This is a genomic window from Stappia sp. WLB 29 (genome assembly GCF_023507705.1).
Classification (GTDB): domain Bacteria; phylum Pseudomonadota; class Alphaproteobacteria; order Rhizobiales; family Stappiaceae; genus Stappia.
In genome coordinates this window covers 360065-382389 of record NZ_JALBGD010000003.1, presented here as the reverse complement: position 1 = coordinate 382389, position 22325 = coordinate 360065, and the positions used below count along the sequence as shown (strand labels likewise).

At 67.5% G+C, this 22325-nt stretch carries 22 protein-coding genes; 12 read left to right on the top strand and 10 right to left on the bottom strand.

Annotated features, from left to right (window positions below; translation table 11 throughout):
* Window positions 1–35 precede the first annotated feature (35 nt).
* Window positions 36–1331 (bottom strand): crotonyl-CoA carboxylase/reductase, encoded by a 1296-nt coding sequence (gene ccrA / locus MNI96_RS08115; protein ID WP_249691972.1) that lies wholly within the window; start codon window positions 1329–1331, stop codon window positions 36–38.
* 466 nt (window positions 1332–1797) lie between these two features.
* On the opposite strand from ccrA, the gene MNI96_RS08110 reads away from it, so the two are divergent.
* Window positions 1798–3834 carry an ethylmalonyl-CoA mutase gene (locus tag MNI96_RS08110; protein ID WP_249691971.1) on the top strand — a complete coding sequence of 679 codons (2037 nt, stop codon included), beginning with the start codon at window positions 1798–1800 and terminating at the stop codon, window positions 3832–3834.
* Between the two features lie 102 nt (window positions 3835–3936).
* On the opposite strand, the gene MNI96_RS08105 is transcribed toward MNI96_RS08110, so the two are convergent.
* Window positions 3937–4656, bottom strand: coding sequence for a glycoside hydrolase family 25 protein (locus tag MNI96_RS08105; protein ID WP_249691970.1), 720 nt, complete (start codon window positions 4654–4656; stop codon window positions 3937–3939).
* Between the two features lie 318 nt (window positions 4657–4974).
* Window positions 4975–5412, bottom strand: coding sequence for a peptidoglycan-binding protein LysM (gene lysM, locus MNI96_RS08100; RefSeq protein ID WP_249691969.1), 438 nt, complete (start codon window positions 5410–5412; stop codon window positions 4975–4977).
* Between the two features lie 279 nt (window positions 5413–5691).
* Here lysM and MNI96_RS08095 point away from each other — a divergent pair, with 279 nt between their 5' ends.
* Window positions 5692–6495, top strand: coding sequence for an exodeoxyribonuclease III (locus tag MNI96_RS08095; protein ID WP_249691968.1), 804 nt, complete (start codon window positions 5692–5694; stop codon window positions 6493–6495).
* A 33-nt stretch (window positions 6496–6528) separates the two neighbouring features.
* Here MNI96_RS08095 and MNI96_RS08090 read toward each other — a convergent pair whose 3' ends face one another.
* Window positions 6529–7503, bottom strand: coding sequence for an NADPH:quinone oxidoreductase family protein (locus MNI96_RS08090; RefSeq protein ID WP_249691967.1), 975 nt, complete (start codon window positions 7501–7503; stop codon window positions 6529–6531).
* A 165-nt stretch (window positions 7504–7668) separates the two neighbouring features.
* Here MNI96_RS08090 and MNI96_RS08085 point away from each other — a divergent pair, with 165 nt between their 5' ends.
* The gene (locus tag MNI96_RS08085) at window positions 7669–8220 is read left to right on the top strand and encodes an RNA methyltransferase (protein WP_249691965.1); all 552 of its coding nucleotides are present in this window, start codon (window positions 7669–7671) and stop codon (window positions 8218–8220) included.
* A 26-nt stretch (window positions 8221–8246) separates the two neighbouring features.
* Here MNI96_RS08085 and holA read toward each other — a convergent pair whose 3' ends face one another.
* Genes holA through leuS form a run of 3 tightly spaced genes read right to left on the bottom strand, consistent with a single transcriptional unit; the run spans window position 8247 to window position 12468 of the window.
* The gene (gene holA / locus MNI96_RS08080; RefSeq protein ID WP_249691964.1) at window positions 8247–9287 is read right to left on the bottom strand and encodes a DNA polymerase III subunit delta; all 1041 of its coding nucleotides are present in this window, start codon (window positions 9285–9287) and stop codon (window positions 8247–8249) included.
* A 6-nt stretch (window positions 9288–9293) separates the two neighbouring features.
* Window positions 9294–9872, bottom strand: a complete 579-nt coding sequence (gene lptE / locus MNI96_RS08075) for an LPS assembly lipoprotein LptE (RefSeq protein WP_249691962.1) — start codon at window positions 9870–9872, stop codon at window positions 9294–9296.
* Complete coding sequence (gene leuS / locus MNI96_RS08070; RefSeq protein WP_249691961.1) at window positions 9859–12468, bottom strand: leucine--tRNA ligase; 2610 nt, start codon at window positions 12466–12468, stop codon at window positions 9859–9861. Before leuS ends, lptE begins: the two co-directional genes overlap by 14 nt.
* 188 nt (window positions 12469–12656) lie before the next feature.
* Here leuS and MNI96_RS08065 point away from each other — a divergent pair, with 188 nt between their 5' ends.
* The 5 genes from MNI96_RS08065 (at window position 12657) to rimM (ending at window position 16668) form a co-directional block, all read left to right on the top strand.
* A complete protein-coding gene (locus MNI96_RS08065; protein ID WP_249691959.1) occupies window positions 12657–13355 on the top strand; it encodes a YggS family pyridoxal phosphate-dependent enzyme in 699 nt (232 codons plus the stop codon).
* Window positions 13356–13632: 277 nt separating this feature from the next.
* On the top strand, window positions 13633–15183 hold the full coding sequence (gene ffh, locus MNI96_RS08060; protein ID WP_249691958.1) for a signal recognition particle protein: 1551 nt from the start codon (window positions 13633–13635) through the stop codon (window positions 15181–15183).
* Entirely contained in the window at window positions 15180–15497 is a 318-nt protein-coding gene (locus tag MNI96_RS08055; RefSeq protein ID WP_083202341.1) for a chorismate mutase, read from the top strand. Before ffh ends, MNI96_RS08055 begins: the two co-directional genes overlap by 4 nt.
* 36 nt (window positions 15498–15533) lie before the next feature.
* Complete coding sequence (gene rpsP / locus MNI96_RS08050) at window positions 15534–15929, top strand: 30S ribosomal protein S16 (RefSeq protein ID WP_249691955.1); 396 nt, start codon at window positions 15534–15536, stop codon at window positions 15927–15929.
* Window positions 15930–16110: 181 nt separating this feature from the next.
* Window positions 16111–16668 (top strand): ribosome maturation factor RimM, encoded by a 558-nt coding sequence (rimM, locus tag MNI96_RS08045; protein WP_249691953.1) that lies wholly within the window; start codon window positions 16111–16113, stop codon window positions 16666–16668.
* Here the strand turns inward: rimM and MNI96_RS08040 are convergent.
* Window positions 16626–17120 (bottom strand): VanZ family protein, encoded by a 495-nt coding sequence (locus MNI96_RS08040; protein ID WP_249691951.1) that lies wholly within the window; start codon window positions 17118–17120, stop codon window positions 16626–16628. The two genes, rimM and MNI96_RS08040, sit on opposite strands and share 43 nt — an antisense overlap.
* Before the next feature lie 106 nt (window positions 17121–17226).
* Here MNI96_RS08040 and trmD point away from each other — a divergent pair, with 106 nt between their 5' ends.
* Both trmD and rplS read left to right on the top strand, forming a co-directional pair.
* A complete protein-coding gene (gene trmD, locus MNI96_RS08035; RefSeq protein ID WP_249691949.1) occupies window positions 17227–17922 on the top strand; it encodes a tRNA (guanosine(37)-N1)-methyltransferase TrmD in 696 nt (231 codons plus the stop codon).
* A 280-nt stretch (window positions 17923–18202) separates the two neighbouring features.
* Window positions 18203–18664 carry a 50S ribosomal protein L19 gene (rplS, locus tag MNI96_RS08030; RefSeq protein ID WP_249691947.1) on the top strand — a complete coding sequence of 154 codons (462 nt, stop codon included), beginning with the start codon at window positions 18203–18205 and terminating at the stop codon, window positions 18662–18664.
* Between the two features lie 125 nt (window positions 18665–18789).
* Here rplS and MNI96_RS08025 read toward each other — a convergent pair whose 3' ends face one another.
* Window positions 18790–19836 carry a cell division protein FtsX gene (locus MNI96_RS08025; protein ID WP_249691945.1) on the bottom strand — a complete coding sequence of 349 codons (1047 nt, stop codon included), beginning with the start codon at window positions 19834–19836 and terminating at the stop codon, window positions 18790–18792.
* Window positions 19829–20488, bottom strand: a complete 660-nt coding sequence (ftsE, locus tag MNI96_RS08020) for a cell division ATP-binding protein FtsE (protein ID WP_067224277.1) — start codon at window positions 20486–20488, stop codon at window positions 19829–19831. Before ftsE ends, MNI96_RS08025 begins: the two co-directional genes overlap by 8 nt.
* Window positions 20489–20732: 244 nt before the next feature.
* Between ftsE and MNI96_RS08015 the strand changes: the two genes are divergently transcribed.
* Both MNI96_RS08015 and hpt read left to right on the top strand, forming a co-directional pair.
* A complete protein-coding gene (locus tag MNI96_RS08015; protein WP_249691943.1) occupies window positions 20733–21782 on the top strand; it encodes an MJ0042-type zinc finger domain-containing protein in 1050 nt (349 codons plus the stop codon).
* A complete protein-coding gene (gene hpt, locus MNI96_RS08010) occupies window positions 21779–22321 on the top strand; it encodes a hypoxanthine phosphoribosyltransferase (RefSeq protein ID WP_249691941.1) in 543 nt (180 codons plus the stop codon). Before MNI96_RS08015 ends, hpt begins: the two co-directional genes overlap by 4 nt.
* Window positions 22322–22325 lie beyond the last annotated feature (4 nt).

The following is a 22325-nucleotide window of genomic DNA, read 5'->3' as shown; positions in this document are numbered from 1 at the left end:
TCCCGCAGCAGGGCCAAAGAGAGGTTTCTTCGCCGTCAGCGCTCGCTTGCCGCCAAAACGTCCTCGAAAGTGCGCAGACCCGTGGTCGGTGCGCAGACCAGCACCGCCATGTTGCCCGGCGCGTGCTGGTTCTTCCACATCTTGGTGTGGGCGCGCGGGATGTCTTCCCATGGGAAGACCTCGCTCATGCACGGATCGATGCGCCGGTCGATCACCGCCTTGTTGGCCTCCGAGGCCTGCTTGAGATGAGCGAAATGCGAGCCCTGGATGCGCTTCTGCCGCATCCAGACGTAGCGGGCGTCGAAGGTCAGGTTGAAGCCGGTCGTGCCGGCGCAGAACACCACCATGCCGCCGCGCTTGACCACCAGGCAGGAGACCGGGAAGGTCGCCTCGCCGGGATGCTCGAACACCATGTCGACATCGTTGCCCTTGCCGGTGATCTCCCAGATCGCCTTGCCGAAACGCCGAGCCTCCTTCAGCCACTCGTTGTACTCGGGCGAGTTGACCTTGGGCATCTGGCCCCAGCAGTTGAAGTCCTTGCGGTTGATGACGCCCTTGGCTCCGAGCGAGAGCACGTAGTCGCGCTTGTCCTCGTCGGAGATGACGCCGATGGCATTGGCGCCGGCCGCCGCCGCCAGTTGGATGCCGAAGACGCCGAGGCCGCCCGAGGCACCCCAGACCAGAACGTTCTGCCCGGGGCGCAACTGGTGCGGCGCATGGCCGAACAGCATGCGATAGGCGGTGGCCAGCGTCAGCGTGTAGCAGGCCGCCTCTTCCCAGGTCAGGTGCTTGGGACGCGGCATCAGCTGCTGCGACTGCACCCGGCAGAACTGCGAGAACGAGCCGTCCGGCGTCTCGTAGCCCCAGATCCGCTGGGTCGGCGAGAACATCGGGTCGCCGCCGTTGCACTCCTCGTCGTCGCCGTCGTCCTGGTTGCAGTGGATGACGACCTCGTCGCCGACCTTCCAGCGCTTCACCTTGGAGCCGACCGCCCAGACGATGCCCGAGGCGTCGGACCCGGCGATGTGATAGGCCTCGTCATGCACCTTGAAGACCGAGATCGGCTCGCCGAGACCCGCCCAGATGCCGTTGTAGTTGACGCCGGCGGCCATCACGAGGACCAGCACCTCGTTGCTGTCGAGCTCCCAGGTGGGCACCACTTCAAGCTTCATCGCATCTTCCGGCGGCCCGTGCCGGTCGGGCCGGATGGTCCAGGCATACATCGACTTCGGCACATGGCCGAGCGGCGGGATCTCGCCGATCTCGTAAAGGTCCTTCACCGGGCGATCCCCCGCCTCGCGATTGTCGTTTGCCTGCTGAGCATTGCCCATGTCCCGCATGTCCTCCCGTTATGTCGCCGGCAGATGCGGCAAGGGTCGAGACCGCTGCTGCACCGCCCTTCAGATGTCCGCCCCCGCGTCCTCTCCGGCGTCCCCGTCCGCCCGTCCTGCGGAGCTCTGGATCGTTGCCGGCGCGAGGCCGTCGACCGCCCGTCCCCTTGCGGCCGATTTGTTGCGACGCATCATTCCGAAACCGGAAGATTCGCCTCTCTGCGAAACTATCGCACCAAAAACAGGCGTTCCGCTATTGGACTATTGCTTAATTGGCGCGTTTGCCCAAGAGTGTTTTTGCATCGCACCTAGAAATAGTGCGTTGCGGGCGCGGGAGGCGCGCTTGATTTCGGGAGGACGGCACCCTGCCACCGGGCGGGGAGCTTGAGGAAAATCAGGAAGATGCCCGGTCATGCGGCCCCTCGCGGGTGCCGCCGCGGGCACGAAGCTTGCGAGGAGTGTTTCCATGGGCGACAAAGCGACCCCCGGCACGGAGCCGGCGACGAAGCGCACGGGCGGGGCCGCAACGGTCCGGCGCGACAAACCCTGGATCTTCCGCACCTATGCCGGCCATTCGAGCGCGCAGGAGTCCAACGAGCTCTACCGGCGCAACCTTGCCAAGGGACAGACGGGCCTCTCCGTCGCCTTCGACCTGCCGACCCAGACCGGCTACGATCCGGACCACCCGCTGGCGCGCGGCGAAGTCGGCAAGGTCGGCGTGCCGATTGCCCATCTCGGCGACATGCGGACGCTGTTCGACCGCATTCCGCTGGAACAGATGAACACCTCGATGACGATCAACGCCACGGCTCCCTGGCTGCTGGCCCTTTACGTCGCGGCGGCCGACGAGCAGGGCGCCGACCGGGCCGAACTGGCCGGCACGACGCAGAACGACATCATCAAGGAATACCTGTCGCGCGGCACCTATGTGTTTCCGCCCGCGCCCTCGCTGCGGCTGACCCGCGACGTCATCGCCTGGACCTACGGCGCCATGCCGAAATGGAACCCGATGAACGTGTGCTCGTACCACCTGCAGGAGGCCGGCGCGACGCCGGTGCAGGAGCTGTCCTTCGCGCTGGCGACCGCGATCGCCATTCTCGACGAGGTGAAGGCGTCGGGAGCAATTCCGCCGGGCGACTTCCCGCAGGCGGTCGGCCGCATTTCCTTCTTCGTCAATGCCGGCATGCGCTTCATCACCGAGATCTGCAAAATGCGTGCCTTCGCCGAACTGTGGGACGAGATCTGCCAGACCCGCTACGGCGTCGATGACGAGCGCTACCGCCGCTTCCGCTACGGCGTGCAGGTCAACTCGCTCGGGCTGACCGAGCAGCAGCCGGAAAACAACGTCTACCGCATCCTCATCGAGGCGCTGGCCGTGGTCCTGTCGAAGAACGCCCGCGCCCGCGCGGTGCAGCTGCCGGCCTGGAACGAGGCGCTCGGCCTGCCGCGTCCCTTCGACCAGCAATGGTCGCTGCGCGTGCAGCAGATCCTCGCCTACGAGACCGACCTGCTGGAGTTCGAGGACATTTTCGACGGCTCCTCGGTGATCGGCGAAAGGGTCGAGGCGCTGAAGAGCGAGGCGCGCGAGGAACTCGCCCGGATCGAGGAGATGGGCGGCGCCGTCGCGGCGGTGGAATCCAGCTACATGAAACAGGCGCTGGTCGCCTCGAACGCCGCCCGTCTTGCCGCCATCGAAGCGGGCGAACAGGTGGTGGTCGGCGTCAACCGCTTCACCGAAAGCGAGCCCTCGCCGCTCGCCACCGGCGAGGACGGCGGCATCCTGACCGTGCCCGAGCATGTGGAGGCGGACGCCGTCGCAACGCTCAAGGCCTGGCGCGAGGCGCGCGACGAAGGCGCCGTGGCGGGCGCCATCGCCGCACTGAAGCAGGCGGCGAGCGAAGGCAGCAACATCATGGAGCCGTCGATTGCAGCGGCGAAGGCCGGCGTCACCACCGGCGAGTGGGGCGCGGCGCTGCGCGAGGTGTTCGGCGAATACCGGGCACCGACCGGCGTCGGCAAGGCGGCGCGCGCCGATGCGCAGGACCTTGCCCCGGTGCGGGCGGCGGTGGAGAGCGTGTCGGCCAAGCTCGGCCGGCGGCTGAAGTTCCTGGTCGGCAAGCCCGGTCTCGACGGCCATTCCAACGGCGCCGAACAGATCGCCGTGCGGGCCCGCGACTGCGGCATGGAAGTCGTCTACGAGGGCATCCGCCTGACCCCGGCGCAGATCGTCAACGCCGCGCTGGAAGAGGACGTCCACGTCATCGGCCTGTCGATCCTGTCCGGCTCGCACCTTGCCCTGGTGCGCGACGTGATGGACCGGCTGCGCGCGTCCGGCATCGACGATATCCCGGTGGTGGTCGGCGGCATCATTCCCGAGGAAGACGCCGCCAGTCTGCGGGCGATGGGCGTTGCCGCCGTCTACACCCCAAAAAACTTCCAGCTCACCGACATCATGAAGGAAGTGGTGGAGATCGTCGGCTTACGCGCAGAAGCGGCTGCGTGAGCGAGTGGAGCGGAAGGAGCCCGTCGCCATGGACACCATCGACTGATCGCGCGGGCGGAGCAGTCTCTGCCGCCCGCGCCGCGCCCTATCCGTTCAGGACTCTTATTTCAGTTCGCCCTTGAGCCAGCGGCGCCACTGCGACCGGGTGCCGAAGAAGACGTTGCGGTCGACATTGCCCTTGATGCCGTCGACGCGGCCTTCCGCCGTGTACTGCCAGAACACCCAATTCTGGCGCTTCTCGTATTTCCGGTCCGGATGACTTGCCACCGAGCGCAACCAGAAATCGTAGTTGTGCTTGGCATCGACCAGCCGGTCGCGGTGGAAGTCGACGGAAGAATAGATCACCGGCCGCTTGCCGTAATGAGCTTCCACCGTCTCCAGGAAGTAGCGCATGTCGCGGATGACCTGTTCGCGCGGCGGCCGGTCGCGGCATGTACGCGAATGGGCGTTCCACTCCATGTCCAGCACCGGGGGCAGCGCGTCCGGGTCGACCGGCACGTTCTGGATGAACCAGGCCACCTGTTCCTCCACCGGCCGGCAGAAATAGTAGAAATGATAGGCGCCGCGCGGCACGCCGGCCGCCTTGGCCTGCACCCAGTTGTCCATGAACTTGGGGTCGAGATAGTCGCCACCCTCGGTCGCCTTGATCCAGGCGAACTCCGTGCCGGCCCGCTTCACCCGATGCCAGTCGATGTCGCCCTGGTAACGGGCGACGTCGATGCCATGGACCGCAAAGTCCTCCGGCGTCGGATCCGGAAAATCGAAGGCCGCACAAGACGCCATGAACAGAGTGCAAAACAGGATCAGCACGCGCGCAATCATCGCTCTCTCTTCGGTCCAAAGCCCCCTTTCAACCGGGGCCGGACACTATGGCCAAAGCGTTAAGGAAGCGCTTACCAACCGAGCCGGGCGAAAACGAGGTGAGGCCGAACGCCGGTCGCCCAAACCTGAACTCCACCACGTTTCGCGGCATGCTTGAGCGAACCTCAGGTCCATAAGAGGCGACCGGCAAGCCTATGTTTCCAGAGCGGTTTCCGAATTTGACCCACGCTGTGGGAGCACATCCGAGGTAGGCGTATTTCAAATCCCCGTTCTGGCGATCCGGCCTCACAAGATCGTGATCGAAACGGCCCGAAAGCCTCAGCCGAGCGGCGGGATGCGCAGCACCTGGCCGGGATAGATCTTGTCCGGGTCCGACAGCATCGGCTTGTTGGCCTCGAAGATCGCGGTGTACTTGGAGCCGTCGCCATAGGCCTTCTTGGCAACCGCCCACAATGTGTCGCCCTTCTCCACCGTGTGGAAGCCGGCTTCCGGCGCGCTGTTCGCGACCGCGATCTCCTCTTCGACCTTGGCGACACCCAGCACGTTGCCGGCGGCCAGGATCAGCTTCTCGCGCGCTTCCTGCGTCGGGGCGGCGCCGGCGATCTTCACCGTGTCGCCGGACACCTCGACCTTGACGTCGCCGTCGAGACCGAGCGCTGCCACTTCCTTCTCGATCGCCGCGGCCGCATCGGTCTCCGGCTCGTCGCTGCCCCACAGGGACTTGCCCGCATCCTTCACGAAATCAAAAAAGCCCATGTGACGGCTCCCCTTATGTCCTGCCCAAGCGCGGCTGATGCCGCGCCAGAAAAGCGACGCGGCTGCTGCCGCTCCACTCAAACGACGCGGCGTGTGCCGCGCCTTTCGACACCAGTGTCGGATGCAGTCATTACCGTCCGCAAGCGCCAATTCATGTGACACGCAGCACAGAAATCCGCATCGCGCCCGAAAGCCCGGCCTTGCACGCCGGGTCCGCAACTGGCAATCAGGCAGGAAGCCTCTCAGGCTCGCCCCGCCCTGCCCAGATCCGGATCGCCCATGACCGACCGCCTGACCATCGCCACCTGGAACATCAACTCGGTGCGGCTGCGCCTGCCGATCGTCGAGAAGCTGATCCTCGACCATGCGCCGGACGTGATCTGCCTGCAGGAAACCAAGTGCGCCGACGGCAACTTTCCGCTCTCCGCCTTCCGCAAGCTCGGCTACGAGCATATCGCGATCAAGGGCCAGAAGGGCTATCACGGCGTCGCGACGATCTCCCGCCGCCCCTTCCTCGACGAGGAGCGGATCGACTACTGCACCAAGGGCGACAGCCGGCATCTTGCGACCGGCATCCCGTTCGCCGGCGACCGCTTCACGCTGCAGAACTTCTACGTGCCGGCGGGCGGCGACGAGCCGGACCCGGAGATCAACGACAAGTTCGCCCACAAGCTCGCCTTCCTCGACGAGATGGCCGACCGCTTCGCCTCGATCTCCGGCAATGCCATGGTCGTCGGCGATCTCAATGTCGCGCCCTACGAGCATGACGTATGGTCGCACAAGCAGCTCTTGAAGATCGTCAGCCACACGCCCATCGAATGCGAAAAGCTGGAGGCGGTGCGCACCGCCGCCGGCCTCACCGACGTGATGCGAGCCTTCGTGCCGCTGGAGGAAAAGCTCTACACCTGGTGGAGCTACCGGGCAAAGGACTGGTCGGCCGCCGACAAGGGCCGCCGGCTCGACCATGTCTGGGCGAACCCGGCCCTGGCCGGCCAGGCGGTCTCCATGCAGGTGCTGCGCGATGCCCGCAGCTGGGAACAGCCGTCCGACCACGCGCCGGTGCTGGTGCGGCTGGAGGCGTAAGACGCCTCCCCGCCTCCTCGGAACGCCTTGCCCTTAAGGGCGGATGATCACCTTGCCCTGCACCTTGCGGTCGGCAAGCTCGCGCAAGGCCCTTGCCGTTTCCTCGATCGGATAGACCGCATGCAGGTGCGGCCGGATCCGCCCTTCGCGCATCCAGGCGAGCAGTTGCTCCATGTTGTCGCGATGCGCTTCCGGCTCGCGCACGATGGCATCGCCCCAGAACACGCCGAGCACGTCGCAGCCCTTCAGCATGACCAGGTTGAGCGGCAGCTTGGGGATCTGGCCGGCAGCAAAGCCGATGACCAGATGGCGGCCGCGCCAGCCGGTGGCGCGCAGCGCCGCCTCCGAAAGATCGCCGCCGACCGGGTCGTAGACCACATCGACGCCGCAACCGTCGGTCAGCTGCTTCAGCCGCGTCTTCAGGTCCTGCTCCGCGTAGTTGACCAGAACGTCGGCGCCATGGGCACGGGCCAGTTCCAACTTTTCCGCACTGGAAGCGCAGGCGATCACCCGCGCGCCCATCGCCTTGGCGATCTCCACTGCGGCAAGGCCGACGCCCCCCGAAGCGCCGAGCACGGCAACGGTCTCGCCCGGCTCCAGATGCGCCCGGTCGCGAAAGGCATGAAGCGAGGTGCCGTAGGTGACCGACAGCCCGGCCGCCGCCTCATCAGTGATCTCATCCGGGAGGGCAACCAGGTCGTCTTCGGTGGCGATCACCGCGCCGCGCACCGCGCCCCAGCGCACATAGCCCATCACCCGGTCGCCCGGCTCGAAGGCCTCGATCCCTTCGCCCGTCTCCAGCACCCGGCCGGCGAACTCGGCGCCCGGCGAGAACGGCAGCTCCGGGCGGAACTGGTACTTGCCCTCGATGATCAGCGTGTCGAAGAAATTGAGCGCCGCCGCGCTCACCTCCACCAACAGCTCTCCCGGCCCGGGCGAGGGCATCTCGATGTCCCGCAGGACAAGGTCCTCGGGCGCGCCGAGGCGTTCGCACAAAACAGCTTTCACACACGTTTCCCCCAATGTTTCCCCAGGTTCGCCTAGCACGGGATCAATGTCCGGAAAAGCCGCGAAGCCCGTCAATCTTGTCAGGGCGGTGCCCAGCCGCTATCTCCGGTCACCTGCGGTTGCCCGCAGGGTTGCGGGCACAACGACAAGGAGGTCGCAAGGACCATGCGCGGTTATTTCGCCGTCGGGGCGGAAGGCATTTCGAAGCAGATGAACCTGGGCAACCTGATGCGCTCGGCGCATGCCTTCGGGGCAAGCTTCTTCTTCACCGTCGATGCCGACAAGCGGATCCGCAAGGCTCCCGCGTCCGATACCTCCAAGAGCACCGGCCACCTGCCGCTGTTCCACTGGCCGTCCATCGCGGAGATGGACCTGCCGCAGGGTTGCCAGCTGGTCGGCGTCGAGCTGACCGACGAGGCGGTCGACCTGCCGAGCTTCATGCACCCGCTGCAGGCGGCCTATATCCTCGGCCCCGAGCGCGGCTCGCTGTCGCCGGAGATGCAGGCGGCCTGCCAGCACATCATCAAGATCCCGACCAAGTTCTGCCTGAACATCGCGATTGCCGGCGCCGTGGTGCTCTACGACCGCCACCGGGTGCACGGACAATATGCCGAGCGCCCGCTCACCGCCGGCGGACCCAAGGCTCCGCGCCCGGCGCACAAGCATGGCGGCCCGATCATGCGCACGGGGCGCAAGATCCCCGGCCAGACCGGCTGATCCGAACGACAAAAACGGATAGGGGCTCAGCGCCGGGCGCGCGAGCGCGCCACCCGGCCGAGCGTCAGCAGCACGTCGCCGACCAGCGCCTCGGCCAGCGCCGGCGACTTGCGCGCCGCCGCCACCGCATCCGCCAGGCGCTCGCCCGCCTTGGCTAGATCGGCTCCCGACCAAAGCGACAGCTGGCGCGAGACAAGGTCCCGGCGCTTGTAGAAGACCGGGGGGCGCGCCTGCTCGACCACGCGGGCCGGCGGCACGCCGCGGTCGACCTCCGCCCGTGCCCGGGCGAGAAACTGGAAATGGCGCAACGCCGCCGAAGCGATCATGTCCGCGCGCTGGCCGCTGGCCGACAGGCGCTCCAGCCCGTGGTCGAGCTTGCCGAGATCGCCGAGTGCGGCCGCATCGATCAACTCGTCGACGGCAAAGGCCGAGGCATCGCCGATCACCGCCTCGACATCGGCAAGGTCGATGCGCTCGCGGCCATGGGCATAGAGGCAGAGCTTGCGCACCTCGCCGCGGCTCGCCAGCCGGTCGGCGCCGAGCAGCCCCATCAGCGCCTGCCGCGCCTCGCGGCTGATCGAAAGGCCGGCCTCGCGCAGCTCACCGTCGATGACCCGCTCCAGATCGCGCGCCTCGTCGCCGTAGCAGGGGATCGCCACCGCCTTGCGGTCGCGCTCGAACTTGCCCCTGAGGCCGGTGCCCTTCTTCAGGTCGCCTGCCTCGATGACCACCAGCGCGCTTTCCGCGCGCTGCTCGCCGAACAGCGGATCGACGGCCGGCGTCAGGTTCTTGCCCGCTCCGTCGCGCAGCCACACCACCCGGCGCCCGCCGAACAGCGGCACGGTGGAGGCCTCGTCGATCAGCCGCGCCGGGTCCGAGACCACCTCGCCGGCATCGAGACGAACGAGCGAGAAGGGATCGTCGACGCCCCCGGACACGCGCGTCACCAGCGCCTGGGCGCGCTCCGACACGAGCCCGGTATCGGGCCCGAACACGAGGATCAGGGAAACGTCGGCCGGGGGATCGGCGATGAAACGGTCGATCTCGCCGGCCTTGAGCGCCACCATCGCGGATCAGCCGCGGGACGCGAAGAAGCCGGCAAGCCGCGTCTGGATGTCGCCGGCGACCGTCTTCGCCGCCCGGTCCTCCGCATCGCGCTCGGCGCGCAGGTTGGCGAAGCGCTGGCTGGAGAAGTCGAAGGAGGCGGAGCCGAAGGCGCGGCCCGTGGTCACCGTGCGCCCGGTGCCGATCTCGCTCAGCACATAGGTCGCATTGACCGTCACCGTGTAGGCCGACGGCACGTCGGCGAGCCGCTCGACGCCGACCTCGTTGAGCGGCCGGTCGATCAGGATCCGCAGCCGGTAGCGCTGCTCGCCGGCCTCGCGGCCGCGGCGGAAGCCGAAGATCAGCTCGTTGCGCAGCACCTGTCCGACCCGGTCGAGATCCTCGCTCGAGGCGGTCTCCACCGTATCGATGTCGATGGCCGCAAGCTCGGTGGTCACGGCCGGCGTCGATCCGCCCACGCCGCCGATCGTGCCGTAGAGCGGGCGCACCTGACAGGCACCGGCCAGCAGCGCCGCCCCCATGACGAGAACGGCCAGCGCCCGCCGGCGGGTGGGCTGCTGCGGTTGCGGATGGTCACACGACGACATTCACGATCCTCTGCGGAACCACAATGATCTTGCGGGCGGGCTTGCCGTCCAGCGCGCGCTGCACGGCGTCGAGCTGCAGGGTAGCCGCTTCGACCTCCTCTTTGGAAGCCTCGCGTGAGACGATAAGGTCGGCGCGCTTCTTGCCGTTGACCTGCACCGGCAGGGTGACCGTCGCCTCGACCAGCAGGTCCGCCTCGATTTCCGGCCAGCCCTGCGTCGCCAGCATGCCGTCCTGGCCGAGCACCTGCCAGCATTCCTCGGCAAGATGCGGCGCCATCGGCGCCATCATCTGCACCAGGAAGCCAGCCGCCTCGCGCTGCGCGAAGCGCATGTCGTCGGCCTCGGCCCCGCCCTGCACGGCGCGCGACAGGGTGTTGACCAGTTCGTAGATGCGGGCGACGGCCCGGTTGAACGACAGAGCCTCGATATCGGCCGAAACCGCCTGGCAGGCCTTGTGAGTGGCGCGGCGAAGGGCGGTTGCCGCCTCCCCGAACGCCTCCGGGCGCGCCGTCTGCGGCACGCTCTCGCCAATCTCCGAGATCAGCCGCCACACGCGCTGCATGAAGCGCCAGGCGCCCTGCACGCCGTCCTCTGTCCACTGCACGTCGCGCTCGGGCGGGCTGTCGGACAGCATGAACCAGCGGGCGGTATCGGCGCCGTAGGTCTCGATGATGTCGGTCGGGTCGACGGTGTTCTTCTTCGACTTCGACATCTTCTCGATGGAGCCGATGGCGACCTTCTCGCCGGTCTCCACCAGGAATGCCCGACGCACCTCGCCGTCGCCCTCGATGCGTACCTCGGCCGGCGAGACCCAGCCGCCGCCCGGCGCCTTGTAGGTCTCGTGCGTCACCATTCCTTGCGTGAACAGGCCGCGGAACGGCTCCTTGACGCTAAGATGCCCGGTCACGCTCATCGCCCTGGCGAAGAAGCGCGAATAGAGCAAGTGCAGGATCGCGTGCTCGATGCCGCCGATATACTGGTCGACCGGCAGCCACGCATCGGCGACGGCCTTGTCGGTCGGCGTCTTGGCGCGCGGATCGGTGAAGCGGGCGAAGTACCACGAGGAATCGACGAACGTGTCCATCGTGTCCGTCTCGCGGCGGGCCGGCTTGCCGCAGGTCGGGCAGGCGACGTTGCGCCAGGTCGGGTGCCGGTCGAGCGGGTTGCCCGGCTTGTCGAAGTCGATGTCGTCGGGCAGTTGCACCGGCAGGTCGGCGACCGGCACCGGCACCACGCCACAATCGTCGCAATGGATGACTGGGATCGGGCAGCCCCAGTAGCGCTGGCGCGAGATGCCCCAGTCGCGCAGGCGGTAATTGACCTGGCGCTGCGCCTGCGGCGCCCCGTCCAGCGTCTCCGCCTCGAGCCGCGCGGCGACCGCTTCCTTGGCATCCGTGATCGACAGGCCGTCCATGAAGGCGGAATTGTAGATCGTGCCGTCGTCGGTATAGGCCTCGCCGCGGATCTCGAACGTCTCCGGATCCGCCCCGTTCGGCAGCACCACCGGGCGCACCGGCAGGTGATACTTGCGGGCGAAGTCGAGGTCGCGCTGATCGTGCGCCGGACAGGCGAAGATCGCGCCGGTGCCGTAGTCCATCAGGATGAAGTTGGCGATGTAGACCGGCAGCGTGATCGAGGGGTCGAGCGGGTGGACGACCGTCAGCCCGGTGTCGACGCCGATCTTCTCCGCCGTCTCGATGGCCTCGGCCGACGTGCCGATGCGCCGGCACTCCTCGATGAAGGCCGCGATCTTCGGGTCGTTCTCGGCGAGCTTGCGCGAGATCGGATGATCCGGCGACAGGCCCATGAAGGACGCGCCGAACAGCGTGTCCGGCCGGGTGGTGAAGATCTCCAGCGACGTGTCGCCGGTCGGCGCGGGCGTCGAGAAGGCGAAACGCACGCGCAGGCCCTCGGACCGGCCGATCCAGTTCTTCTGCATCAGGCGGACCTTGTCCGGCCAGCGGTCGAGCGTGTCGAGCGCCGACAGCAGCTCTTCCGACCAGTCGGAGATCTTGAAGAACCACTGGGTCAGCTCGCGCTGCTCGACCAACGCGCCGGAGCGCCAGCCGCGGCCGTCGATCACCTGCTCGTTGGCCAGCACGGTCATGTCGACCGGGTCCCAGTTGACCTTGGAGTTCTTGCGATAGGCGAGACCCGCCTTCAGGAAGTCCAGGAACAGGTGCTGCTGCTGCGTGTAGTACTCGACGTCGCAGGTCGCGAACTCGCGCTCCCAGTCGAGCGACAGGCCCATGATCTTCAGCTGGCCGCGCATCGTCGCGATGTTCTGGTAGGTCCAGTCGCGCGGATGCACCTTGTTCTGCATGGCGGCGTTTTCCGCCGGCATGCCGAAGGCGTCCCAGCCCATCGGATGCAGCACGTTGAAGCCGCGCGCCCGCTTGTAGCGGGCCACGACATCGCCCATGGCGTAGTTGCGCACGTGGCCCATGTGAATGCGCCCCGACGGATAGGGGAACATCTCGAGCACGTAATACTTCGGCCGGGGATCCTCGTTGCGGGTGGCGAAAACCTTCGCCTCGTCCCAGACCTTCTGCCAGCGGCTTTCCGCTTCGCGGGCGTTGTAGCGCTCCGTCGCCATGATCTCGTGTGCTTCGCTCGTTTCAGTGAAAAGAAATGATGTGGCGCGACTGTCACCAGAAATCGCCGGCCCGGTCAACCTGCAAGGGCGGCCCCGCGCGCCTCTCCCCTCCAGGACTTGCATTCGCGCCGCGCCCGTCGCATGTCCATGGCAGGAACCCGAACGCCAAAGCACCAAGAGGCAGCAAGATGTCCCCGCACGCCGCAGAACCGACCCCGACGGATGCCGCCGGCCGGATCGCCGGGATCCGCGACCGGATCGCGGCCGCCGAGCACGACGGCGCGCGCGCGCAAGGCTCCGTCACGCTGATCGCCGTCAGCAAGACCTTCGACGCCGACGCCATCCGCCCGGTGATCGCCGCCGGCCAGCGCGTCTTCGGCGAGAACCGGGTGCAGGAGGCGCAAGGCAAGTGGCCGGCGCTGCGCGCGGAGTTTCCCGATATCGAGCTGCACCTGATCGGGCCGCTCCAGTCGAACAAGGCGAAGGACGCTGTCGCCCTGTTCGACGTGATCCACACGCTCGACCGGGAGAAGATCGCCCGCGCGCTCGCGGCCGAATGCGCCGAGCAGCAGCGAAAGTTGCACTTCTTCATCCAGGTGAACACCGGCGAGGAGCCGCAGAAGGCCGGCATCTCCCCGCGCGAAACCGACGATTTTGTCGCCTTCTGCCGGGACGAGCTGCGCCTAGAGCTGCTCGGCCTGATGTGCATCCCGCCGATCGACGACACGCCCGGCCCGCATTTCGCGCTGCTGCGCAAGATCGCGGAGCGCAACGGTCTTGCCGGCCTGTCGATGGGCATGTCCTCGGACTTCGAAAGCGCCGTGCGCGTCGGCGCCACCCATGTGCGCGTCGGCTCGGCGATCTTCGGCTCGCGCGACTACGCGTAAGCCGGCATGCCGCGCATGCGGCGTTTTGCACGGGAATGCGCCGGCTCCCTTGACTTTCGCTGGCGTTTGCGGGTATCAGCCCGTCAACTCCGAAAGAGTGACGACAGCACGATCCGCCGCCCGGGACCCGCAAAGGTATAAAGAGATCCCGGAGGTTCACACCCGACAGCGCGATGCGCCCTCGGGTGCCACACCGCTTTGCGGATCGCGCTCCGTCCCGTACGGGGGACACGGACGCAGCGACAACCGCTGCCTCGAAAGGGTTTAAGGAGACGGCATGTTCGAAAGTCTGTCAGATCGCCTCGGCGGCATTCTCGACAAGCTGACGCGGCGCGGTGCGCTGTCGGAGGCCGATGTCTCCGAGGCGCTGCGCGAGGTTCGCCGCGCCCTGATCGAGGCGGACGTCGCGCTGCCCGTGGTCAAGTCGTTCACCGACAAGGTGCGGACCCGGGCCGTCGGCCAGGAAGTCCTCAAGTCGGTCACGCCGGGCCAGCAGGTCGTCAAGATCGTCCACGACCAGCTCGTCGAGATGCTCGGCGGCGCCGGCGAACCGATCGACCTCAACGCGGCCGCGCCCTTCGCCATCATGATGGTCGGCCTGCAGGGCTCGGGCAAGACCACCTCGACCGCCAAGATCGCCCTGCGGCTGACAAAGAACGAGCGCCGCAAGGTGCTGATGGCCTCTCTCGACACCCGCCGCCCGGCGGCGCAGGAGCAGCTCAAGGTCCTCGGCGAACAGACCGGCATCGACACCCTGCCGATTGTCGCCGGCCAGACGCCGGTCCAGATCGCCTCGCGCGCCATGACGGCAGCGCGGCTCGGCGGCTACGACATCGTCATGCTCGACACGGCCGGCCGCACGCATATCGACGAGCCGCTGATGGTCGAGATGGCCGAGATCAAGGCGGCGACCAATCCGCACGAGATCCTGCTCGTCGCCGACAGCCTGACCGGTCAGGACGCGGTCAATCTCGCGACCTCCTTCGACGAGCGCGTCGGCATCACCGGCATCGTGCTGACCCGCATGGACGGCGATGGCCGCGGCGGTGCGGCGCTGTCGATGCGCGCGGTCACCGGCAAGCCGGTCAAGCTGGTCGGCACCGGCGAAAAGGCCGATGCCCTCGAGGAATTCCACCCGGCGCGTATCGCCGACCGCATTCTCGGCATGGGCGACATCGTGTCGCTGGTGGAGAAGGCGGCCCGCGAGCTCGACCAGGAAAAGGCGGCCAAGATGGCCGCCCGCATGCAGAAGGGCAATTTCGACCTCGAGGACCTTGCCGAGCAGCTTCGCCAGATGGAGAAGCTCGGCGGCATGTCCGGGATCATGGGCATGATGCCCGGCGTCGGAAAGATGAAGAAGCAGCTCGATGCTGCCAATATCGACGACCGCGTGATCAAGCGCCAGGTCGCGATCATCCAGTCGATGACCCCGCAGGAGCGCCGCAAGCCCGACATTCTCAAGGCCAGCCGCAAGAAGCGCATCGCCACCGGCTCCGGCGTCGACGTCGCCGATGTCAACAAGCTGCTGAAGATGCACCGGCAGATGGCCGACATGATGAAGCAGATGGGCAAGGGCAAGGGCCTGCTCGGCAAGATGATGGGCGGCATGGGCATGCCCGGCGCCGGCATGCCGAACATCGACCCGAAGGAACTGGAGCGCATGGCCCAGTCCGGTCAGCTGCCGGGGCAGATGCCCGGCCAGATGCCGAACCTGCCCGGCGGGCTTGGCGGTTTGGGTGGCCTGGGTGGTCTCGGCGGACTGGGCGGGCCGAAGCTGCCCGGCGGTCTCGGCGGCCTTCCGGGTCTGGGACGGGGGAAGAAGAAATGACCGACAGCGCCGAGGAGATCCTCGAGCCGGCGTCCGCCGCGATGGACGAACTGCTGCGCCTGCGCGGCTCCATCGACAATATCGACGCCGCACTCGTTCACATGCTTGCGGAGCGCTTCAAGTGCACGCAGAAGGTCGGCCTGCTCAAGGCCACCCACAGTCTTCCGCCCGCCGATCCGGCGCGCGAGGAACGGCAGATCGCGCGGCTGCGCGCGCTTGCCCGGGACGCCAATCTCGATCCCGATTTCGCGGAGAAGTTCCTGAACTTCATCGTCAAGGAAGTGATCCGTCACCACGAAGCCATCCGCCGCTGATCCCGGCGTCGCACTGAAGTACCAAAGGAGACTACCATGGCCCTGAAAATTCGCCTTGCCCGTGGCGGCGCCAAGAAGCGCCCGTTCTACCGCATCGTCGTTGCCGACGTCCGCTCGCCGCGCGACGGCCGCTTCATCGAGAAGGTCGGCCTCTACAACCCGATGCTGCCGAAGGACAATGCCGACCGCATCGTCCTCGACGTCGAGCGCATCCAGCACTGGATGAGCCATGGCGCGCTGCCGACCGACCGCGTTCTGCGCTTCCTCGACGCTGCCGGCGTGCTGAGCCGCGAAGCCCGCAGCAACCCGAAGAAGGCCGAGCCGGGCACCAAGGCCAAGGAGCGCGCCGAGGCCAAGCGCCAGGCAGCCGAGGAGGCCGCAGCGGCCGAGGCCGAGGCTGCCGGCGGCGGCGAGGAAGCTGCTGCCGAGTAATCGGCGCGCTGCCTTCACGCACCTTCTGGACCCGCGCCGTCTGCGGTGCGGGTCCGCCGGGCCCGCGTTGTCCCGCGGATCCGCCCGGCACGAGAACGCGGCGCCCTCATGAAGGGCGCCGGTCTCAAATGACACGTATCGGGGACTGCCGCCCCGCCTCTCCCGTCAGGAGCACTGCCGCGTGAGCGAGGATCGCATTCTCATTGCCCGCATCGGCGCCGCGCACGGCGTGCGCGGCGAGGTCCGCGTCAAGCCTTTCGGCGACGATCCCCTGTCCTTCTGCGATTACGGTCCGCTGGAAACCGCCGACGGCAAGCGCCGGCTGGTGGTCAAGTCCGCGCGCCTGCAGAAGGCGATGGTCGTCACCCGCTTCGAAGGCATCGACGATCGCAATGCCGCCGAGGCGCTGAACGGCGTCGACCTCTACATCCCGCGCGGTGCCCTGCCCGAGCTGGACGACGAGGACGAGTTCTACCACACCGATCTGCTCGGCCTCGAAGCCGTATCGCCGGACGGCACGGCCATCGGCAAGATCATCGCCCTCCCCGATTTCGGCGCCGGCACGCTGGTGGAGATCCGCCCGGAAGGAGCATCGTCCTTCTACGTCCCCTTCACCCGCGAGGCGGTGCCGGAGATCGATCTGGCCGCCGGCAAGGTGACCGTCGTGGTGCCGGAGAGCACGGACGACGAAGCCGATCAGGACGGACGCGAGCGCCCGGACGACGGCGCGGCCGGCTGAGCCTGCGCCGCATCGGTGGCCTCGTCTTCTTCCGGGACGGAGGCTCCGCCGGAAAGGGCGGCCCGCACCTCGAGACGCAACAGCATGATCGCCGCGACCACCAGCGTCACGCCGAGCATGTTGGCCGCGATGTCGCCCAGCGAGAACTCGCGGTTGGGCACCAGCGCCTGAACGAGTTCCGCCGTCAGGCCAAGCGCTGCGGCGATCCCGGCGGAGATGCGCAAGCGGCAGCAGAAGAAGGCGTGGATCGACAGCGTCAGCAGGCCGAAGAAGACGAGGTGCTGCAGCTTGTCGAAAGGATGATCCATCCCCGGATTGTAGATGAAGCCGGCGACGATCCCGTAGGCGACGAGGACGCAGAGCGGCCAGACGCGGGCCGCCGACAGGTCGAGATAGTGCCGCTGCACCAGGGCGCGGACGAGTTCGGCAAGGCGGGCAACCGGCTGCAACATGAAGATCTCCGGGGATCGGGCCTTCCTTGCTACACGGGAAAGCCTTAAGCGGGGGTTGCGAGAGTGATCCAAAAGGCCGACGGCCTGCCGATTCAGGGAGTATGCGATGACGTTCCGGGCGTCGATCCTCAGCCTTTATCCCGAGATGTTCCCTGGTCCTCTCGGCACATCGCTGGCCGGGCGGGCGCTGGAGCGCGGCGACTGGGAGTTGGCGCTTCACCAGATCCGCGACCATGCGACCGATCGCCACCGCTCCGTCGACGACACCCCGGCCGGGGGCGGCGCGGGCATGGTCCTGCGCGCCGATATCCTGGCCCTTGCCATCGATGCGGCAAGCCCTGCCGACGACACGAGGCCGCGCCTGTTGATGAGCCCGCGCGGCCGTCCGCTCGACCAGGCGCGGATCCGCGACCTGGCGCAGGGGCCGGGCGCGGTGATCGTCTGCGGCCGGTTCGAGGGCATCGACCAGCGGGTGATCGAGGCGCGGGACCTCGAGGAGGTGTCGATCGGCGACTACATCCTGTCCGGCGGCGAGCTCGCCGCCATGGTCCTGCTCGACGCGGTCGTCCGCCTGTTGCCCGGTGTCATGGGCAATGCCGAGAGCGGCGCGCTGGAGAGCTTCGAGACCGGCCTGTTGGAGCATCCGCATTACACGCGGCCGCGCGAGTTCGAGGGGCGCACCATCCCCGAGGTCCTCACCTCCGGCGACCATGCCCGCATCGATCGCTGGCGGCGCGAGGAGGCCGAGCGGCTGACCCGCGAGCGCCGGCCCGACCTGTGGCAACGCTTCACGGACAGCTGAAGCGCAGGTTTCTGCGCCGAACGGGCGCAAAAGGGCATGACAAACGCGGCAAGTTGCGCTAGACAGCGGCCACTCGGGCGCCTGCTGGCGCGAGCCGTGCCGTTTGTCTTTTGCCTTTGCCCTGCTATCGGGCGCAAGCGACCGGTCTCTCGCAAGCGGGATGCCTCGAACCGAATTCCGCGGCCGGATGCGTCCGGCCAGGCCAAAAACGCGGTGAACTCGCCCCTACGGCTCGACCGTCAGCGGACGCTCTGACCGACACGAACCAAAAGGTAGTGCCATGAACATCATCGAACAGCTCAACGCCGAGGAAATGGCGAAGGTCGAAGCCCAGCGCAAGCTGCCGAGCTTCTCTCCCGGCGACACGATCCGCGTGAACGTGCGCGTGACGGAAGGCAACCGGACCCGTACCCAGGCCTATGAGGGCGTGTGCATCGCCCGCTCCGGCGGCGGCATCAACGAGAGCTTCACCGTCCGCAAGATCTCCTACGGCGAAGGCGTGGAGCGCGTGTTCCCGATCTTCTCGCCGATGCTGGAGGGCGTCGAGGTCGTGCGCCGCGGTAAGGTCCGTCGCGCCAAGCTCTATTACCTGCGCGGCCGTCGCGGCAAGTCCGCCCGTATCGTCGAGGCGACCAATGTTCGCGCCCGTCGTCTGAACGACGAGATCAAGGCCGACATCGCCGCCGCCAAGGCCGCGAAGGAAGCCGATCAGGCCGCCGCTGCCAGCCAGAGCGCCGAGTAAGACGCCGAATTTGGACAAGGGTCCGGCGCGGCGCCGCACGCACGCCGTTCCCTCCAAAAGAAAAGCCCCGGCCAGACGGCCGGGGCTTTTTCGTGTCCGGATACGGCTCGTGGCGAAGGCCCGCCCTACTCGATCCGCCTCAAATGGGCGCGCACCGCAAGTCGCGAGGTCGCCGCGGTCAGCACCGTGACGAGGAAGATGATGGCCAGCACGCCGAGATAGCCGCCGACGCCCACCGACACCCCGCCGAACATGTCCATGGAGCGCGCAAGGCCCTGCAGGCCGGTGCGCTCGTCGGCCAGGAAGCCGAGGACGAGGAAGACGAGAATGGCGGCGACCCCGCCGGCAAGTCCGCCCTGCAGGCCCAGCAGCAGGAAGTGGCGCTGGAACTCGCGGGCGACGAAACTGTCCTCGGCGCCTACGAAATGCAGCACCTCGACCACGTCGCGATTGCCGGCCATCGCCGCCCGCGTCGCGAAGACGACGGACAGGACCATCGAGCCGAGCACCAGCAGCAGCACGGCGATGCCGCCCAGCACCACCGCATTGGCCATGGCTGCCAGCCGGCTGGTCCACAGGCTGTGATCGTCGACGCTGGCCCGGCTCACCTCCGCACTGATCACCGCGCGCAAGCCGGCGAGATCGAAGGCGGACGGATCCGACACCTGCACCTGGATCAGGCGCGGCACCGGCAGGCTCTCCAGCTCCAGCCCCGCGCCCAGCCAGGGTTGCAGCAGCTCCCGCGTTTCCTGGTCGGAGAGAGCCCGAACCGTTCCGACACCGGCCTGCGCCCTGGCCGCCGCCGTCGCCTTCTCGATCTCGCGCAGCATGTCGACCCCTTCCGCCGGGCGGATCTGGATCGTCACCTCGCGCAGCAGGTCGTTCGACCAGGCACTTGCCGCCTCGTGGATGATGGTCACCCCGCCCACCGTCAGGCAGGCGAGGAAGCTCATGATCGCCACCACCAGCGTCAGTGCACGCCCGGCAACCGCCTGCGGTGGAACGATCGGCGCGGAGGGACGCAACTCGTCCGGCGTGCCGCGCTTGCGGGTTTTCGCGCCGGCCTTGGGGCGGCGGGAGACCGCCGGACGGCTGCCGGACGGGCGGGAACGGCGCCCTTCCCCGGCGCCGGCGCCCTGGCCTGCCGTTGGTGTCCTGTGGTCGTCAGTCATGGATCTGCAACCGTCCTTCGCCCAGTTCCATGCGCCGCGCGTCCACCTGCTCCATCAGGGCGAGGTCGTGGGTGGCGATCACCACGGAGGTGCCGAGCCGGTTCAGCTCGATGAACAGGCGCAGCAGGCGCCGCGCCAGCGGCGGATCGACATTGCCCGTCGGCTCGTCCGCCAGAAGCAGTTCCGGCCGGGTGATCAGCGCCCTCGCGATGGCCGCGCGCTGCTTCTCGCCGCCGGAAAGGACCGGCGGCAGCACATGCATGCGCTCGCCCAGCCCCACCCATTTCAGCAGTTCCACCACGTCGGAGCGATACTGGCTCTCTTCCTGGCCGATGACGCGCAACGGCAGGGCGACATTCTCGTAGGTCGTCAGGTGCTCCAGCAGGCGAAAGTCCTGGAACACGATGCCGATGCGCCGGCGCAGCGCCGGGATCTGGCTCTTCTTCAGCGCCGATGTGTCCTTGCCGAAGGCGCGGATCAACCCGCGTGTCGGCGTCAGCGACAGGAACAGCAGGCGCATCAGGCTGGTCTTGCCCGCACCGGACGGCCCGGTGAGGAACTGGAACGACTGCGGCCTGATCTCGAAGGTCAGGTCGCGCAGGACTTCCGGCCCCATGCCGTAGCGCAGACCGACATTTTCGAATCGGATCACGGAAACCTCTCGTTAACACGTTGGCCGGACACTATCGCTTTGGCATTAACGCTTCATTAACGATATCCGGGCGTCATGGGGTCGAAAACTCCGGCAAGCGTCCGGCGGGGCAAAACATCGTCTCGCCGTTTGCGGCGTGTTTACGGTCTCGGGCCGACACTGTCCGTCTCGCGAACCGGCTTCACCGGATGTCGACCATGCCTTTCCGGCCGGTATTTGTGGGCAAGACGAGGCCGCTTCCACAATGAAGATAACCTGTCCGGATTGCGCAACCGCCTATCGGGTCAGCCCTGCGGCTCTCGGGCCGGAAGGCCGCGACGTGAAATGCGCGCGCTGCGGCACCCGCTGGTACGCTCTCCCTACCCCGGACACCGCCTCCATCGAGACGGAACTGCCCGGCCGTGCCGACGCGGCGGAGGGAGAGACTGTGCGCGCCAGGGGCGCGGCGATGGCCGAAGCCGGCGAGGCGGGCAGCATCGACCCTGCCGACGAATGGGAAGCCGCCCTGTCCGCCGCCGACGAAAACGACGACGAGCAGGACGACGGCGAGGCCGGCACAGCGGCAGAGGACGAAGACGTCTTCTCCTCCATGCTCGATGCGGACGAGACGTCGGCGGATGACGCCGACGGCCTTGCCGGCGAGGACGCGGCCTCGAGCAGCGCGCCCTCCTCCCTGCCGGTAGCGGCCGATGCCATGGCTGCCGGCGAAGCCGAGACCGCGGCTGCCAAGACGGTCGATATCGAAAGCCTCGCCCGCAAGCCGAAGATCCTTGTGAAGCCGCGCTCCAGCGAGCCGATCCTGCGGCGGGTCCTGTCCGCAGCGGGCCAGCAGGCGCGCCGCGTGCGCCCGCGCCGGGTGGTCGGCATGATGATGTTCTTCGGTGCCGTTGCCCTGTGCGCGCTGGCCGTGACCTTCCGCACGCCCATCGTGGCGCGCATGCCCGATCTTGCGGGCCTGTTCCAGCTGGCGGGTCTTCACGTCAACCTGCGCGGCCTCGAGTTTCGCGACCTGCGCACCTTCCGGGAGATCGAGGACGGCTCGATCGTTCTGGTGATCGAGGGCACGATCGCCAATGTCGAGAAGCAGCCGATGCCCGTGCCCGCCATCCGCCTGGCCCTGCGCAGCGAGGATGCGCAGGAAATCTACGCCTGGACCATGGAACCGCGCTTGCGCCGGCTCGATGTCGGTGGCACGACGCGGTTTCGCACCCGCCTGTCGGCTCCGCCCGACCTGGCGGCCGATATCCAGGTGCGCTTCGTGGAGCGCGAACAACGGCAGGCCAGGCTGAAATGAACGACAGCGTCGACATCCGCACCCTTTACGACGAGGCGGCCATCGCGGTCCGGGTCGAAGAGATCGCCCGCGAGATCGCGGCGTCCCGGCCGCAGCGACTGCTGGTCGTCGCCGTGCTGAAGGGCAGCTTCATGTTCGTCGCCGACCTCGTGCGCGCCATGCACCGGGCGGGTCTTGCCCCCGAGATGGAGTTTATCCATCTGTCCAGTTATGGCTCCGGCACGGAGTCAAGGGAAATCCGCGTCCTGCGCGATGTGGAGAGCGATGTGGCCGGCCGGGATGTGATTCTCGTGGATGACATACTGGAAAGCGGGCGCACGCTGGCTTTTGCGCGAGACCGACTCATCGAGCGTGGCGCAGGCTCAGTGCGCATCGCCGCCTTGCTCGACAAGCCGATGCGCCGCAAAACCGCCATTTCTGCGGATTATGTCGGGTTCGAGTGTCCCGACAAGTTCGTGGTCGGTTACGGGATGGACATGGGCCACAAGTGGCGCCAGCTCCCGTTCATCGGTCACGTCGTCCAGGACGCCCCGGCCTAGCGCC